This is a genomic window from Hydrogenophaga sp. L76 (assembly GCF_057654755.1).
The window spans coordinates 3455234-3469485 of sequence record NZ_CM172807.1 but is presented as its reverse complement, the minus strand read 5'-3'; the positions used below and the strand labels follow the sequence as shown (position 1 = coordinate 3469485).

Annotated in this window: 19 protein-coding genes and 2 pseudogenes; 13 read left to right on the top strand and 8 right to left on the bottom strand. The window is 66.8% G+C overall.

Translation table 11 applies throughout. From position 1 onward, the window contains the following. Positions 1-17 precede the first annotated feature (17 nt). On the bottom strand, positions 18-806 hold the full coding sequence (locus AC23D4_RS16980; RefSeq protein WP_472886758.1) for a HupE/UreJ family protein: 789 nt from the start codon (positions 804-806) through the stop codon (positions 18-20). Between the two features lie 112 nt (positions 807-918). Continuing rightward, complete coding sequence (locus AC23D4_RS16975) at positions 919-1314, bottom strand: hypothetical protein (RefSeq protein WP_472886757.1); 396 nt, start codon at positions 1312-1314, stop codon at positions 919-921. Positions 1315-1393: 79 nt separating this feature from the next. On the opposite strand from AC23D4_RS16975, the gene AC23D4_RS16970 reads away from it, so the two are divergent. The 3 genes from AC23D4_RS16970 to AC23D4_RS16960 all read left to right on the top strand — a co-directional run bounded on the left by AC23D4_RS16970 (position 1394) and on the right by AC23D4_RS16960 (position 3552). Next, on the top strand, positions 1394-1705 hold the full coding sequence (locus AC23D4_RS16970) for a hypothetical protein (protein WP_472886756.1): 312 nt from the start codon (positions 1394-1396) through the stop codon (positions 1703-1705). 93 nt (positions 1706-1798) lie between these two features. Next, positions 1799-3121: a hemolysin family protein gene (locus AC23D4_RS16965; RefSeq protein ID WP_472886755.1), complete on the top strand. Its 1323-nt coding sequence runs from the start codon at positions 1799-1801 to the stop codon at positions 3119-3121. Beyond that, positions 3118-3552: a hypothetical protein gene (locus AC23D4_RS16960; RefSeq protein ID WP_472886754.1), complete on the top strand. Its 435-nt coding sequence runs from the start codon at positions 3118-3120 to the stop codon at positions 3550-3552. Before AC23D4_RS16965 ends, AC23D4_RS16960 begins: the two co-directional genes overlap by 4 nt. Positions 3553-3758: 206 nt before the next feature. On the opposite strand, the gene AC23D4_RS16955 is transcribed toward AC23D4_RS16960, so the two are convergent. The 4 genes from AC23D4_RS16955 to AC23D4_RS16940 form a co-directional block, all read right to left on the bottom strand. Then, a complete protein-coding gene (locus AC23D4_RS16955; RefSeq protein ID WP_472886753.1) occupies positions 3759-4628 on the bottom strand; it encodes an energy transducer TonB in 870 nt (289 codons plus the stop codon). Continuing rightward, complete coding sequence (locus AC23D4_RS16950) at positions 4615-4866, bottom strand: type II toxin-antitoxin system Phd/YefM family antitoxin (RefSeq protein WP_472886752.1); 252 nt, start codon at positions 4864-4866, stop codon at positions 4615-4617. Before AC23D4_RS16950 ends, AC23D4_RS16955 begins: the two co-directional genes overlap by 14 nt. Positions 4867-5139: 273 nt before the next feature. Further along, positions 5140-5346 carry a ribbon-helix-helix protein, CopG family gene (locus tag AC23D4_RS16945; protein ID WP_290967901.1) on the bottom strand — a complete coding sequence of 69 codons (207 nt, stop codon included), beginning with the start codon at positions 5344-5346 and terminating at the stop codon, positions 5140-5142. A gap of 47 nt (positions 5347-5393) precedes the next feature. Continuing rightward, on the bottom strand, positions 5394-5738 hold the full coding sequence (locus AC23D4_RS16940) for a hypothetical protein (protein ID WP_472886751.1): 345 nt from the start codon (positions 5736-5738) through the stop codon (positions 5394-5396). Positions 5739-5988: 250 nt separating this feature from the next. Here AC23D4_RS16940 and AC23D4_RS16935 point away from each other — a divergent pair. The 10 genes and pseudogenes from AC23D4_RS16935 to AC23D4_RS16890 all read left to right on the top strand — a co-directional run. Then, positions 5989-6114 (top strand): annotated as a pseudogene (locus AC23D4_RS16935) (DUF1275 domain-containing protein); the annotation flags it as partial. A 250-nt stretch (positions 6115-6364) separates the two neighbouring features. After that, on the top strand, positions 6365-7159 hold the full coding sequence (locus AC23D4_RS16930) for a fused MFS/spermidine synthase (protein ID WP_472886750.1): 795 nt from the start codon (positions 6365-6367) through the stop codon (positions 7157-7159). 56 nt (positions 7160-7215) lie between these two features. Beyond that, a pseudogene (locus AC23D4_RS16925) lies at positions 7216-7484 on the top strand (isocitrate/isopropylmalate family dehydrogenase); the annotation flags it as partial. A gap of 218 nt (positions 7485-7702) precedes the next feature. After that, positions 7703-8335 (top strand): TetR/AcrR family transcriptional regulator, encoded by a 633-nt coding sequence (locus AC23D4_RS16920; protein WP_472886749.1) that lies wholly within the window; start codon positions 7703-7705, stop codon positions 8333-8335. Then, a complete protein-coding gene (locus tag AC23D4_RS16915; RefSeq protein ID WP_472886748.1) occupies positions 8332-9528 on the top strand; it encodes an efflux RND transporter periplasmic adaptor subunit in 1197 nt (398 codons plus the stop codon). The genes AC23D4_RS16920 and AC23D4_RS16915 overlap by 4 nt, the downstream gene beginning before the upstream one ends. Beyond that, entirely contained in the window at positions 9525-10715 is a 1191-nt protein-coding gene (locus AC23D4_RS16910; RefSeq protein WP_472886747.1) for an ABC transporter permease, read from the top strand. The genes AC23D4_RS16915 and AC23D4_RS16910 overlap by 4 nt, the downstream gene beginning before the upstream one ends. Then, entirely contained in the window at positions 10712-11437 is a 726-nt protein-coding gene (locus AC23D4_RS16905) for an ABC transporter ATP-binding protein (protein ID WP_472886746.1), read from the top strand. The genes AC23D4_RS16910 and AC23D4_RS16905 overlap by 4 nt, the downstream gene beginning before the upstream one ends. Before the next feature lie 163 nt (positions 11438-11600). After that, entirely contained in the window at positions 11601-11828 is a 228-nt protein-coding gene (locus AC23D4_RS16900) for a sulfurtransferase TusA family protein (protein WP_305360318.1), read from the top strand. A 39-nt stretch (positions 11829-11867) separates the two neighbouring features. Further along, positions 11868-12338: a sulfur carrier protein DsrE2 gene (gene dsrE2, locus AC23D4_RS16895; protein WP_472886745.1), complete on the top strand. Its 471-nt coding sequence runs from the start codon at positions 11868-11870 to the stop codon at positions 12336-12338. Between the two features lie 100 nt (positions 12339-12438). Then, entirely contained in the window at positions 12439-13542 is a 1104-nt protein-coding gene (locus AC23D4_RS16890; RefSeq protein WP_472886744.1) for a YeeE/YedE family protein, read from the top strand. Between the two features lie 30 nt (positions 13543-13572). Here AC23D4_RS16890 and AC23D4_RS16885 read toward each other — a convergent pair whose 3' ends face one another. Then, complete coding sequence (locus AC23D4_RS16885) at positions 13573-14016, bottom strand: hypothetical protein (RefSeq protein WP_472886743.1); 444 nt, start codon at positions 14014-14016, stop codon at positions 13573-13575. A 16-nt stretch (positions 14017-14032) separates the two neighbouring features. Continuing rightward, positions 14033-14251 (bottom strand): hypothetical protein, encoded by a 219-nt coding sequence (locus AC23D4_RS16880; protein WP_472886742.1) that lies wholly within the window; start codon positions 14249-14251, stop codon positions 14033-14035. Position 14252 lies beyond the last annotated feature (1 nt).

Genomic DNA, 14252 nt, shown 5'->3' with positions numbered 1-14252 from the left:
TGCAACAAGGAAAGGACTCAAAGGCCGTCGCGGCTGGTGTCGCGGGTGTCGTCCACGGCCATATCCTCGTGCGCGTGGCGGTGTTCGGCGGCGGGAAAGCGGAAGCTGTCCGGGGCCGTGTCGTGCTGGTAGCCGTGCAGCTGCGTGAACAGCAGGTAGACACCGGCGTAGAACAGGGCCATGTTGGCGATGTGGCTGAAGCGCCGGAAGGAATCCCGCCCGCGCCACACGGCCAGCAAGGCAACCATGACCGACAGCGCGGCGATCTGGCCCAGCTCGACGCCGACGTTGAAGCTGAGGATGCGACCCAGCATCTGCGCGGCATCGTCGCCCAGCGGCAACTGCTGCAGACGAGTGGACAGGCCAAAACCGTGCAGCAGGCCGAAACCGAACACCATCCACAGCAGGTTGGGCGAGGCCATCTGGAAGTGCTTCTGGAAACCGCCGTTGTTGTCGAAAGCCTTGTACATCACGCTGATGGCGATGATGGCGTCGATGAGGAAGTAGTTCCAGGTGATCTGGAGCATGGTGGCAAAGACCAACGTGATGCTGTGCCCGAGGGTGAACACGGTGACGAACTTGACCACGTCTTTGAACGAGGCCAGGAAGAACACCACGCCGAAGAGGAACAGCAGGTGGTCGTAGCCGGTGAGCATGTGGCTGGCGCCCAGGCCCACGTACTGGGCGTAGCCGCCGTCGAGCATGCGCTGTCGGTCGGCATCTGAAATGCCGTGAGCCAGCACGGCCAGCGGCGCGAGGGCGAGCGACAGCCAGATGGCGGCGCTTCGCAAACGGGAAACATGCATGGAAAAATCCTGTGGGTCTGATGGAGAAGCCGGCCGCAGTGCCTGCGGAACGGGCCACCTCGCGCAAGCAGCGCCGCGCGCGGCTGGGCGCCACGCAGGCGCCCGAAAAACATCAGACGAGGGACCTGGGAGGCCGCAGCCAGCTGTCGGGATCGGCCGAGGGTGGCTGGACCGGCGTCCATGCCCGGGGAGCGCTGCGCGGCAGCGTTGGCACAGGCAGCGCCGCCGCCACGGGCAGGCCCTGGAACTGCACGCCCTCGCTGGCGTGCGAGTGGTGGGGACCGTGGTCGTCGCCGCTGGGCGCGTCGTCCATCATCAGCGTGGGGTCGAGGTCGTGGCCCAGCGCCCCGTGTGGGTCGAGGTGCTGGTGGTGACCATGGTCAATCGCATGGGCCACCTCGTGCGCCAGCCGATCGGCCTGGCCGGCCCGCTGGGCGGGCAGCGCCCACACCACGGACTGCAACAGCAGACCGAACAACAGGACCCAGGTGGTGAGGACGGATTTCACAAGGGCGGATTCTATCGACGCATACCCGATCTGGCGCCCGGCAAGGCGATCAAAACCAACCCATTTCTATAATCGCCCCATGTTGCGCCGGCTCCTCATCGCCTTGTTTGCTCTGCATTTCCTGCTGAGCCTGGGTGGGTTCACGCTTCACATGCCCTCGCCGGCGCTCACCGAGTCCGCGCTGACGGCCGACGCGGACGGGCTGAACTCCAGCATCCAGCACGGCCTGACCGACGACGCCCCCGACATGCCCGACGGCCCGGTGCGTGTCATGCCGGTCATCAGGCTGTCCCTCGCGCCGCTGCCGGCGACACCCTGGGTTTTCAGGACCCGGGACGACCCACTCCCCGTGGGTCTGGACCGACCTCCCCAGCGCACCACGCGCGCCTGACCTCAGGCGCGGCGCCCGCCCGCCTGCCTGCCATCCCCTTTGCCTCCCTGCCCGCTTCTGTGCGGGCGCCTCCCTTTGGACCCCGTTCCCACCATGGAAATCGCCTTACTGTTCGCGCTCATCTTGCTCAATGGCCTGTTTGCCATGTCCGAGATCGCGCTGGTCACCGCCCGCAAAGTGCGCCTGCAAAAACTCATCGACGAAGGCGACCGCTCTGCAGCCGCCGCCGTCAAGCTGGGCGAAGACCCCACGCGATTCCTCTCCACCATCCAGATCGGCATCACCTCCATCGGCGTGCTCAACGGCATCGTGGGCGAGGCCGCGCTGGCCGCGCCGCTGGCCGTCTGGATGGTGACTGTGGGCGTGCCCGGGCAATACAGCCAGCTCGCCGCCACCGGCCTGGTCGTGGTGCTCATCACCTACTTCTCCATCGTGGTGGGTGAACTCGTGCCCAAGCGCATCGGCCAGTCCAACCCCGAGCTGCTCGCACGCCTCGTGGCGCGCCCCATCAACTGGCTGGCCATCGCCACCAAACCCTTCGTGGTGCTGCTCTCGCTTTCCACCAAAGGTCTGTTGCGCGTGCTCGGCATCCAGCAGGGCAACGCCAACGCCGTGACCGAGGAAGAGATCCACGCCATGCTCGCAGAGGGCACGAGCGCGGGCGTGATCGAGTCGCACGAACACACCATGGTGCGCAACGTGTTCCGGCTCGACGACCGGCAGATCGGATCCCTCATGGTGCCGCGCAGCGATGTCGTCGCGCTCGACCTGGAGCAGAGCTTTGAGGTCAACATGGCACGCGTCGAAGCCTCCGACCATGCGCGCTTTCCTGTGGTCCACGGCGGCCTCAACAACGTGGCGGGGGTGGTCAACGCCCGCAAGTGGCTCTCGCAGGCGCTGCGCGGCAGCGATCGCGAACTGGCCACACAGCCCATGGAAGAGCCGCTGTATGTGCCCGAAACCATCACCGGCATGGAGCTGCTCGGCAACTTCCGTCAGTCGGGCGGGCAGATGGCGTTCGTCATCGACGAATATGGCGAAGTCCAGGGCATCGTGACGCTGCAAGACCTGATCGAGGCCATCACCGGCGAATTCAGCCCGCGTGACCCGGAAACCTCCTGGGCGATGCAGCGCGACGACGGCTCCTGGCTGCTCGACGGCCACATCCCCGTGCCCGAACTCAAGGACCGCCTGGCGCTGGACTCGGTGCCCGACGAAGAGCGTGGCCGCTACCACACGCTCAGCGGACTCATGATGCTGCTGACCGGTCGCCTGCCCAAGGAAGGCGACAAAGTCGAATGGGAAGAGTGGCGCTTCGAAATCGTGGACATGGACGGCCGCACCATCGACAAGGTGCTCGCCACCCACCTGGACCCGAACGCGCCTGAAAGCACCGACGAGGTGACCACCCCATGACCACGCGACGACCCTTCGCGCTCGCTGCCGCGGCGGCTGCGTGGCTCACCCTGAGCGCCTGCTCCGACGGCTATTCCGGCAATGGCGACACGCTGCACCTGGAATACGGTATGAGCCAGCAGGCCACTCTGGAAGCTATGAACCAGATCGGACGCGGCAAGTATCTGGAAGCCCATGCCCGCTTCGCGCTGCTGGACGGTTGCATGCTGGAAGTGCACGCTCAAGGCCAGTTCGATGGCAAGGACTCCCGGGCCATCCTGCTGCCGGGCACCGAAGCCGCTCTGGAGAAGCCCCCTGGCAGCGAAACCTACAGCGTGAAGCTGAACAGCGCCACACCCGGCAGCCCCGATCACACCGTACTCAGGAGCGCACCCTGGGCCGAGGCCACCCAGATGAAATGGCTGCTCGACTACGTGCGGCGCTTCTGCTGACCACCCAGCGGCCAGCCCATTGAGCAGCTTCGTCACGCAGCGCTGGCGCGGCCGCATCGGCTGGCGCACCCTGTTCTGGCGCGCGCCGCAGCGGCCCGCGGTGGTGCTCGGCGTGAGCGTGTTCTGGCTGTGACCACCTCGCGACTGGCTCACCCCCGCCAGCCGCCGTCCTCTTGCCGCACGCGGCCCAAGACTTGGATGCGCCCTCAGCGCCCCAGTTTTTGCGACCCCCATTGCTCCTGCTGGCGTTGGTCGTCGGCGGCTTCGGCTTCGATGCTGTCCTGGGGCAACTGCTTGAGGCAGTCGGCCAGGGCCTGGGGGTCCAGCTTTTCAGGCTCGGGTTCTTCCGCTGGCGGGCCTTGCGGCGAGCGGCCGTCCCACACGAAGCGGTTGCCGCGCGGCGGCGGGTCGGGCAGGCAGTCGTTCTTGTAGAGCGGCGGCGACTCCGCGGTCCAGGCGTTGAAGACGATGGTCTTTTCAAAAATCAGGGGCTTGCCATTGGGCGTGGGCGGCAGCGGCGGCATCTGCCCGATGGCGGTGCGGGCGCGTTGTTCGATCTCTGCGGAGGTGGTCCACAGGGTGTCCAGCCGGGCCAGGGTTCCGCTGGGTGCGATCTCGATGCGGAAGCGCACGATGCCTTGCTCGGGGCCCTCGTGGGCGGTGCCCATCTGGCTGCGGACCTGTTGCCCCCAGTTGTGGCGGTAGCGCTTGCTGTTCTTGAGGGTGTAGGTGGCGGCCAGGGCCCATTCCTCGGCCGTGGGGGCCGGCGGCGCATCCATGAAGGCACGTCCGGGCGGGGGCGTGGTGTCGGGCTTGGTCTCGCGGGGCTCGGGCAGGTCGGGCTTGGGGATGGGCGCCGGGGGCGGGGTGCTGACCGGCGGCGCAGGGGGCGGCTCGGCGGGCTGGATGTCTGCCAGGAAGACGACCGCCTCCTTGGGCGGTGCGCGATCGCGCAAGGTCTGGTTGGAGGCCTGGATGATCAGCCCCACGGCGGCGAGGTGCAGCGCCACCGACAGGCCCACGGCCCAGCGGCGGTGCTTGTGCGGGTGGGCGGGAGGGCCCTCAGAGCGGGTCAAGACGCACCTCGACCGCGCGCGATGGGTCAGCGAGGCGGGCCGCCGCCTGGCGATAGCGATCGTTGTCGGCGAGCGCTTCCATCATGGCTTCGAACAACGGCGGCTCGACCATGTAGAAGGCGGGGCGGTTGTGGTTGAGCACGGCCACAGGGCGGTTGTGCGACGCGCGCAGCACAGCGGCCGGGTTCTTCTTGAACTCGGACATGCTCACGGAAAGACTGGCGTGGACAGATTCCATTTTCGGCTCCAAATACAGCGCTGAATTTAGGGCCTGCAGGGCACGGCGTCAAACCCGGTGGGGCGGTGCGCTGGATCGCGGCGGCGGGTGCAGCGGCTTCGCCCCACCCGACCGGGGATGCCCACCGCCATCTGGGCTTCGTGAGCTTGCTGATGGACATTTCGTCCGAGATGGTGCACAGCCTGCTGCCGCTGTTCATGGTGGGCACACTGGGCGCGAGCGCCCTGGGGGTGGGTCTGATCGAGGGGCCGGCGCTGCGGCGGCGCTGAACGGTCAGACCGGGGTTTCGCTGTCTTCTTCGGCGGCTTGCGGCGCGGCGCCGCTGGGGATGAATCCCTCGCCGTGGCTGGCGAGGTAGTCGCGGATCAGTCGCCGCACGACCTGCGACGGTGTCACGTCCTGACGCGCACACAGGCTTTCGAAGGCTTTCTTCTTGGCGGGGTCGATCAGGACGGTGAGGCGGGCGGTTTTGAGCTCCATGTGTGCATTCTATGTAAATTGGATGTGCATGTATCCGGGGGCCGCCATCAGTAGCGCCCCATCCAGCGGCGGTCGAACGGTGATTCGGGCATGGTTTCCTGCGGCGGGGTCGCTGCCTTGGGCGCCGTGTTGCCCGGTTGTACGGCCACCGGGACGGTCTCTTGAGCGGCTTGTCCGACCATGAACGAACGCCCCTCAAGTTCGGGATCGAGCACCAGCAGCACCTCACCAAAGTGAGGAAAGAGCACCCCGGCGAGCGACGAGGCGGCGGGCGACACCTCGCGCTGGGCAATGAGGTTGGCGGACTTCAGCGCATACCAGAGGCGCAGGTTGACGCGGACACAGCGCGGGTGCGTGGCGCGCAGGCTTCGTTCCAGGGCGGACAGCGACATGGTGGTGGACCTCTCTTCACACACGGTGGGGACGTTCTGGCGTGTGCCGCTCGTGCGTCGCACGCTGCACACGGGATACTATGATCATCATATGATAATAATATGTACATTGAAAACGTACTATGGTCACATCATAGATGTGTCAAAAGCACATTGACCGGCTATCACCATGATTCAACACCTCACGCACAAGGTGCGCACCCGGCGAGCGAACCGCCAGTTGGGCGGCTTGCTGGCGATCCCGCGCTACACCCCCCACCAGACGGGCGTGGTCACCGATCTGGGCATCGAACTGGGCATCCACCCCACGATCCCGGGTCTGTTTTTTGCCGGTGGTCTGCTCGGTGCACGGGCGTTCAAACAGGTCAGCTTTGTGCGCTGGTCGTCGCCCTGTCTGGACGAGAGCCATGAACACGCTGACATGCGGGCTTTTGAACGCCGGTTTGGCGACTGCGCCTGCACCCTGCCCGCGTTCATGCGCGCCATGAACTGGCTGGACGCCGTGTGTTTCGGCGCGGCCGATCCCGAATCGGTCCAGCGGGCCTGTGAGACCAACCCGGAATACGGCCTGATCTGCGAGGACGCGACGCGCCTTGAAGAAGCCCTGCTCAGGCCAGAAAGATCGCATGACCTTTGAGCACGAAACCACGTTCCGGCAGGCTGCTGTCAAAGCAGGCCTGACTTTGCGACATGTCCGGATCGAACACGAACGCTTTGAACGCGCGCTGCGCTTCGGTGCAACCGATGTGCAAAGCGCGATGGACCTGCGCGCCCCCGACCGCCTGGTGCTGAACTACACGCGCCTGATGATGGGGTTCGTGCTGTTTCAGCCCCGTGCACGCCACATGCTGATGATCGGGCTGGGTGGGGGATCGCTGCCCAAGTTCTGCCACCGGCACTTTCCCGGCACCGACATCACGGTGGTCGAGATCGATCCGCGGGTGATGGCGCTGCGCGACCAGTTCGAGGTGCCGCCAGATCAGCAAGACTTCCGGGTGGTGCAGGCCGATGGTGCGGACTTCGTTGCTGCGATGGACGACGCGAGCTACGACGTCATCATGGTCGACGGGTTCAATGCCGATGACATGTCCCCGTCTCTGGGCACCCAGAACTTCTACGGCCATTGCGCGCGGCTGCTCACCACCGGGGGCGTCCTGGTCTGCAACCTGCATGAACTCGATCTGTATTTCGGCGCCTACCTGGAGCTCATAACCTTGAGCTTCAACGGAGAAACAGTGGCGGTGGCAGCGCGCGAGGGCGGCAACAGCATCGCGTTTGCGCGCAAGGGCATGGCCCTCTCCGCCCGCATGCCCAAGCACCTGCGATGTCCGTCGGGCATGTCGGAGCAGGCCTGGGCCGGCATCGAGGCCGAAGTGCACGACGTGTTGCGGGAGACGAGAAACCCGCTGGAGGCCTTTTGATCACCATCCTTGAAGCCAAGCGCTCAGGGCAGTTTGGCAAAGGTCGCCTGCTGCCCAACACCGGCGCAGACGCTGCCATCTTCGAAGTGGTCCACGGTTCAGCGTCCGACATCGCAGGCCAGGGGATCGCCAACCCCACAGTCCTGCTGCTGGCAGCCGCGATGGTGCTGGAGACCAGGTCAAACTCACGGAACAGGCCACGCACCGGCGTCAGGCGCTCGGTGCGACGCTGAACGTCGACACCATCCGGACAGGCGATCTGGGTGGCAAGGCCAGCACGGCGGAATTCACCAAGGCTTTGGTCAGCCGCATCGCGAACGGCTGAGCCAGTGAGGTGTTCAGCCGTTGCCCAGAGAGGCACATGGGCCGGATAGCAGCCAGAGGCCACCTCTCAGTGCCCATGTCGGTGGTGCACGTCGGGCGCGTGCGGGTGGCTGTGCTGCAGCGTGCCGTGGTGGTGCGGCATGGCCCGGATGGTAGACGCCGGGCATCGTCGGATTCTTCGCTTGAATATAAGTAATTACTCAATTACATTAATGACCCATGTCCACCAAACAACCCACGCAAACCCGCCAGGCCGAGCTGGTGGCCGCGGCGCTGGCGCTGGCCGCCGAGCGCAGCCCGGCCGAGGTGACCACCGGCGCGCTGGCGCAGGCGGTGGGCATCACGCAGGGCGCGGTGTTCCGCCATTTCGAGAGCAAGGAAGCGATCTGGCTGGCCGTGATCGACTTCGCCCACCAGGAGCTGCTGGCCCGCCTGCACGCGGCGGCGGCCGTGCAGACGCAGCCGCTGGCGGCGCTGCGCGCGGTGTTCATGGCGCATGTGGATTTCGTGGTGGAGCAGCCGGGCGTGCCGCGGGTGATCTTTCAGGAGCTGCAGCACCCCGAGGACACGCCGCTGAAGGCGCGCGTGCGCGGGCTGATGCAGGCCTACCGCACGCTGCTCACCGGCCTGCTGCAACGGGCACAGGCGGCGCGGCTGCTGGCGCCGGGCACCGACCTGCAGGCGGCGGCGGTGCTGTTCATCGGCTCGGTGCAGGGGCTGGTGATGCAGTCGCTGCTGAGCGGCCAGGTGGGCGCGATGCGCGCGCTGGCGCCCGCCGTGTTTGACCTTTTTCAACAAGCGATTGCCGCGCCGACCGCAAAGGCCCGGCGCACCCAGGAGACCCCCGCATGAAGATGAACCCCCAAAACTCGCGCCGCCTGCTGCTGGGCGGGATGGCGCTGGCGCTGGTGGCCGCGCTGGCCTATGTGGCGCTGCGCACCGGGCCGCTGGCGCCGGTGAAGGTGCAGGTGGCCGAGGTGAAGAAGGGCAGCGTGAGCCCGGCCATTTTTGGCATCGGTCAGGTCGAGGCGCGGCGCAGCTGGATGGTGGGGCCGACGGTGGCCGGGCGCGTGCTGGGCGTGCAGGTGGACGTGGGCGAGGCGGTGCAACCCGGCCAGGCACTCGCCGAGATGGACCCGGTGGACCTGGACCAGCGGCTGGCGGCGCTGGACGCCTCGCTGGCCCGGGCACAGAGCACGCAGCAGGCGGCGGGCGCGCAGGTGAATGACGCACAGGCGCGGCGCGCGCTCGCAGCGGCGAACCTGAAACGCAACCAGGACCTGGCGAACCAGAACTTCATCAGTGCGGGCGCGCTGGAGGCGCGGGCACAGGAGGTGGCCTCGGCCAACGCGGGTGTGGCGGCGGCGCAGGCCAACCTGGGCGGCAGCGCGATGGACATCGCGCGGCTGCGCGCCGAACGCGCGGCGCTGGCGCAGCAGCGTGGCAATCTGAAACTGGTGGCGCCTGCCGCGGCGGTGGTGACCGCGCGCGACGCCGAGGCCGGCACCACGGTGGTGGCGGGCCAGGCGGTGCTGCGGCTGATGGACCCGGCCAGCCTGTGGGTGAAGCTGCGGGTGGACCAGGGCCGATCGGCCGGGCTGGCGCCGGGGCTGGTGGCGCGCATCGCCCTGCGTTCGCGCCCGGGCGAAACGCTGGCCGGCAAGGTGGCGCGCGTGGAAGCGCTGGCCGACAGCGTGACCGAAGAGCGGCTGGCGATGGTGGCGTTTGACGCACTGCCCAGCGGCGTTTCTGTGGGGGAGATGGCGGAAGTGACCTTGCAGTTGCCGGCCACGGCCGAGCGTCTGTTGCTGCCGAACGCGGCGGTGGTGCAGCACGAAGGGACAACCGGCGTCTGGCGCCTGAAGGACGGCGGGCTGGAATTTGCTCCGGTGACGCTGGGCGTGCAGGGGCTGGACGGAACGGTGCAGGCGCTGGAAGGATTGAGTGAAGGCGACACCGTGGTGCTGTACAGCCAGAGCGCGCTCAAACCCGACGCGCGCATCGCGGTGGTGGAGCAGCTGGTGCCGGCGGGAGGCGCGAAGTGATCAGTCTGGCCGGGCGCGACATCCTGCACGGCTGGAGCAAGTACGTGTTGACCGGGCTGGGCCTGGGGCTGCTGATCGGCGTGACGCTGACGATGGCGGGCGTGTACCGCGGCATGGTGGACGACGCGCACGCGCTGCTGAGCAACAGCCGCGCCGACCTGTGGGTGGTGCAGAAGGACACGCAGGGGCCGTACGCCGAGTCGTCGAGCATCAAGGACGACGTGGTGCGCAGCGTGCGCGGCATGCCCGGCGTGGCGGCCGCCGCCAACGTGGCCTACCTCACCATGCAGGTGCAGAAAGACGGACAGGACAACCGGGTGATGGTGGTGGGCATGGAGCCCGGCATGCCGGGTGCACCCGGCTACCTGGTGGCCGGACGCCACCCCACGCGCAGCCACTACGAGGCGGTGGCCGACGTGAAAACCGGCTTCCAGCTGGGCGAGACGGTGCGCATCCGCCGCCACGACTACGCGGTGGTGGGGCTGACGCGGCGCATGGTGTCGTCGGGAGGCGACCCGATGCTGTTCGTGCCGCTGAAGGACGCGCAGGAAACCCAGTTCCTGAAAGACAACGACGCCATCGTCAACGACCGCGCGCGCACCGCGGCCAACCCGACCTTCAACCGGCCGGGCAGCCCCGGCCTGCTGGAGGCGGTGCAGAACCTGCAGACCAGCAGCCGCAGCGTGAACGCGGTGCTGGTGCAGATCGCGCCGGGCTTCACGCCCGAGCAGGTGGCCGAGCCGATACGGCGCTGGAAGCACCTGAGCGTGTACACGCGCGACGGCATGGAAGACATCCTGGTGGTGAAGCTGATCGCCAACTCGGCGAAACAGATCGGCATGTTTCTGGTCATCCTCGCCATCGTGAGCGCGGCCATCGTTGCTTTCATCATCTACACCATGACCATGGGCAAGCTGCGCGAGATCGCGGTGCTCAAGCTCATCGGCACGCGCGACCGCACCATCGCCGTCATGATCCTGCAGCAGGCGCTGGGCCTGGGGCTGATCGGCTTTGCCGTGGGCAAGGTGGCGGCCACGGTGTGGGGGCCGGCGTTCCCGAAATATGTGCTGCTGCTGCCCGGCGACGCGGTCACCGGCCTGGTGGTGACGCTGGTGATCTGCGCGCTGGCGAGCACGCTGGCGATCCGCGTCGCGCTCAAGGTGGATCCGGGCGAGGCGATCGGATGAACCCCATGAACACACCCCAACCCGGCGGCATCCTCATCGAAGGTCTGCGCAAGGTCTACGGCCACGGCGACACGGCCGTGGAAGCGCTCAAACACGTCAACATGCAGGTGAGCCCCGGCGAGGTGGTCGGCCTGGTCGGTCCCTCGGGCTCGGGCAAGAGCACGCTGCTGAAATGCCTGGGCGCGATCATCGAGCCCACCTCGGGCCGCATGACGCTGGGCAAGGATGTGATCTACGACAACGGCTGGAAGGTGAAGGACCTGCGCGCGCTGCGGCGCGACCGCATCGGCTTCGTGTTCCAGGCGCCCTACCTGATTCCCTTCCTGGACGTGACCGACAACGTGGCCTTGCTGCCCATGCTGGCGGGCATGCCCAATGCGAAGGCACGGGAACGCGCGCTGGAGCTGCTCACCGCGCTGGACGTGTCGCACCGCGCCAGGGCCGAGCCTTCGCAGCTCTCGGGCGGCGAGCAGCAGCGCGTGTCGATCGCGCGCGCGCTGGCCAACAAGCCGCCGGTGATCCTGGCCGACGAGCCCACCGCGCCGCTGGACAGCGAGCGCGCGCTGGGCGTGATGCGCATCCTGAACCAGATGGCGCAACACGCGCAGACCGCGATCATCGTGGTGACGCACGACGAGAAGATCATCCCGACCTTCAAGCGGATCTACCACATCCGCGACGGGCAGACGGTGGAAGAAGCCGGCGAAGGGCTCAGCCTGTAAGGCTTCACGGTCGTTCCACCCCCTGCGGACTCAGGGGAAAACCACATCACCCATATGGGCTACCCGTCATCACCCTTTGCGGTGATAGACGGGCCGTGCGTCCTCTTGAAGAATCAACCTCCATGCGGTGCGTGAGCACCATCAAAAAACACTGGAGACAACGATGGAATTCAACAAGGAATTTGACGCCTCGGGCCTGGCCTGCCCCATGCCGATCGTCAAGACCAAGAAGGCGCTGGCCGACATGGCCAGCGGACAGATCCTGCGCGTGGTGGCGACCGACCCCGGCTCGGTGTGCGACATGGCCGCGTTTGCCGAGGCGACGGGCAACGCCCTGCTGGAACAGAGCAGCGAGAACAGCAAGTTCGTGTTCTACCTGAAGAAGGCCTGAAGCCCCTCTCGCCTTTTCCCCTCGCAGGAGACACGCAACGTGGCAAGCAAAAAAATGGCGTTGATCGCCACCAAGGGCACGCTGGACATGGCCTACCCGCCGTTCATCCTGGCGTCCACCGCGGCATCGCTGGGCTGGGATGTCCAGATCTTCTTCACCTTCTACGGCCTGCAGCTGCTGCGCAAGAGCCTCGACGGCGTGCAGATCAGCCCGCTGGCGAACCCGGCCATGCCGATGCCCGTGCCCATGCCGGTGATGGTGCAGATGCTGCCTGGCATGGAAGCGATGGCCACGATGATGATGAAGAAGAAGATGAAGTCCAAGGGCGTGGCCTCGCTGCAGGAACTGCGCGACGTCTGCCTGGAACTGGAGGTCAAGTTCGTCGCCTGCCAGATGACCGTGGACCTGTTCGAGTTCGAGACCAGCGAATTCATCAAGGACGTCGAATACGGCGGCGCCGCGACCTTCATGAAGTTCGCCGGCGAATCGGACGTCTGCCTGTTCATCTGACGCCCCCTGCCGGCAAGGCAGCAGACACGGCGCGGTGGTCGTCAGCTACCGCCATGCGCTGCCGCGGCGGGTGATCTTTGCCTGAAATGGAGCCCTGCACATGAGCGAAGGAATGAACCCGTCGATGCTGGTGGTCTGGGGTGGTTTTGTCCTGGCCTTCATCTTTGGCGCCGTGGCCAACAAGACCAACTTCTGCACCATGGGCGCGATCTCGGACGTGGTCAACATGGAGCACTGGGGCCGCATGCGCATGTGGCTGCTGACCATCGCCGTGGCGGTGATCGGGGCCAACCTGCTCTATTACTTCGGCCTGATCGACCTGTCCAGGTCGGTTTACCAGCGGCCGGTGCTGCCCTGGTTGTCGTTGCTGCTGGGCGGCACCCTGTTCGGCGTGGGCATGACCATCGCCGCCGGCTGCACCAACAAGAACCTGGTGCGCGTGGGCGGTGGCAGCCTGCGATCGGTGGTGGTGCTGACGGTTCTGGCGATCTCGGCCTACATGACACTCAAGGGCCTGTTTGGCCAGTGGCGCGCCAGCTACCTGGACCCGGTCTCGGTGGACCTGTCGCAGTGGGGCTTCAGCGCCCAGGGCCTGCCGCAGGTGCTGGCCAGGCTGACCGGCCTGCCGGACAAGACGGTGCTGCTGATCACGCTGAGCGTGGTGGGGCTGGGCCTGCTGGCGTTCGTGTTCAAGGACAAGCGCTTCCGCGCCAACCTGTCCCACGTGTTCGGCTCGGTGGTGCTGGGTCTGGTGGTCGTGGCCGCCTGGTACCTGACCGGCCATCTCGGCTACGGCGAAGATCCCGAGACGCTCGAAACGGTGTACTTCGCCACCAACACCCGCACGCTGGAATCCATGAGCTTCGTCGCGCCAGTGGCCTACAACCTGGAAATGCTCATGATGTGGACCGACAAGTCGCTGCGCATGACCTTCGGCATTGCGTCGGCCATCGGCGTGGTGCTCGGCTCCTTCGCCTACGCCATCAGCACGCGGCAGTTCCGCTGGGAAGGCTTTGCCTCGATGGAGGATCTGCGCACCCAGCTCATCGGCGCGGTGCTGATGGGCTTTGGCGGGGTCACAGCGATGGGCTGCACGATCGGCCAGGGCCTGTCGGGCGTGTCCACCCTGGCGATCGGCTCCTTCATCGCCCTGACGGGCATTGTGGGCGGGGCGGTGGCCACGATGAAGTGGCAGCAGCGCTGAAGCGTTGAAGACCAGGGCGGTCCGAATGTCCTAGCTGTCTGGCGCCGAGGCGCGCCGCCGCGGTTGCGTGGCCAGGATCTGCGCGACGATGCGTTCCCAGGGCAGTTGCACCAGGCTGCCGTGTTCCCGCTGTGCCTGCACAACCAGGCGGTGCACGTCGGGCTGCGGAGCGTCCAGCACCTGCTGCAGGCCCCGCAGGCCACCACAGTGCAGGCGCATGACGGTGCCATGGGTGAGCGGTGCGCCCGGGTGCAGCTTCAGCGGAAAGGTGGCCCGCTCCAGGAACAGGCGCTCCAGCGTTTCACAGTTCAGGTGGGCCGGAGCCTGGCTGCAGGCCAGCACCTCGCGCTCGGCCACCGAGTGCCGGACCGACAGTTCGCAGACGGCCTGTCGCGCCAGCAACGCAGCCTTGAACACGCAAGGCAAGCGGTTGACCTCGGCCTGGGTGCGACGGTAGGCGGCCTCGTCAACCATGACCGGACCCGCGTGGTTATTCTTCGCCCGGGTGCCCGGGTTCACGCACCTGGCACAGCAGCTCTTCGGCCTGCCACTCGTTCTCGGCGAAGATCACCTTCACCTTGTCGGAGGTGTCTGGCGGCAGCGCGGCTCGCAGCGTCTTGGCTTGGCCGGACGCTGCGGCAAAGGCCCCGTGCTCCTCCAGTTTGTCGAGCTGGCCGTAGGGTTTGACGCGGTAGATGTAGTACGGCACG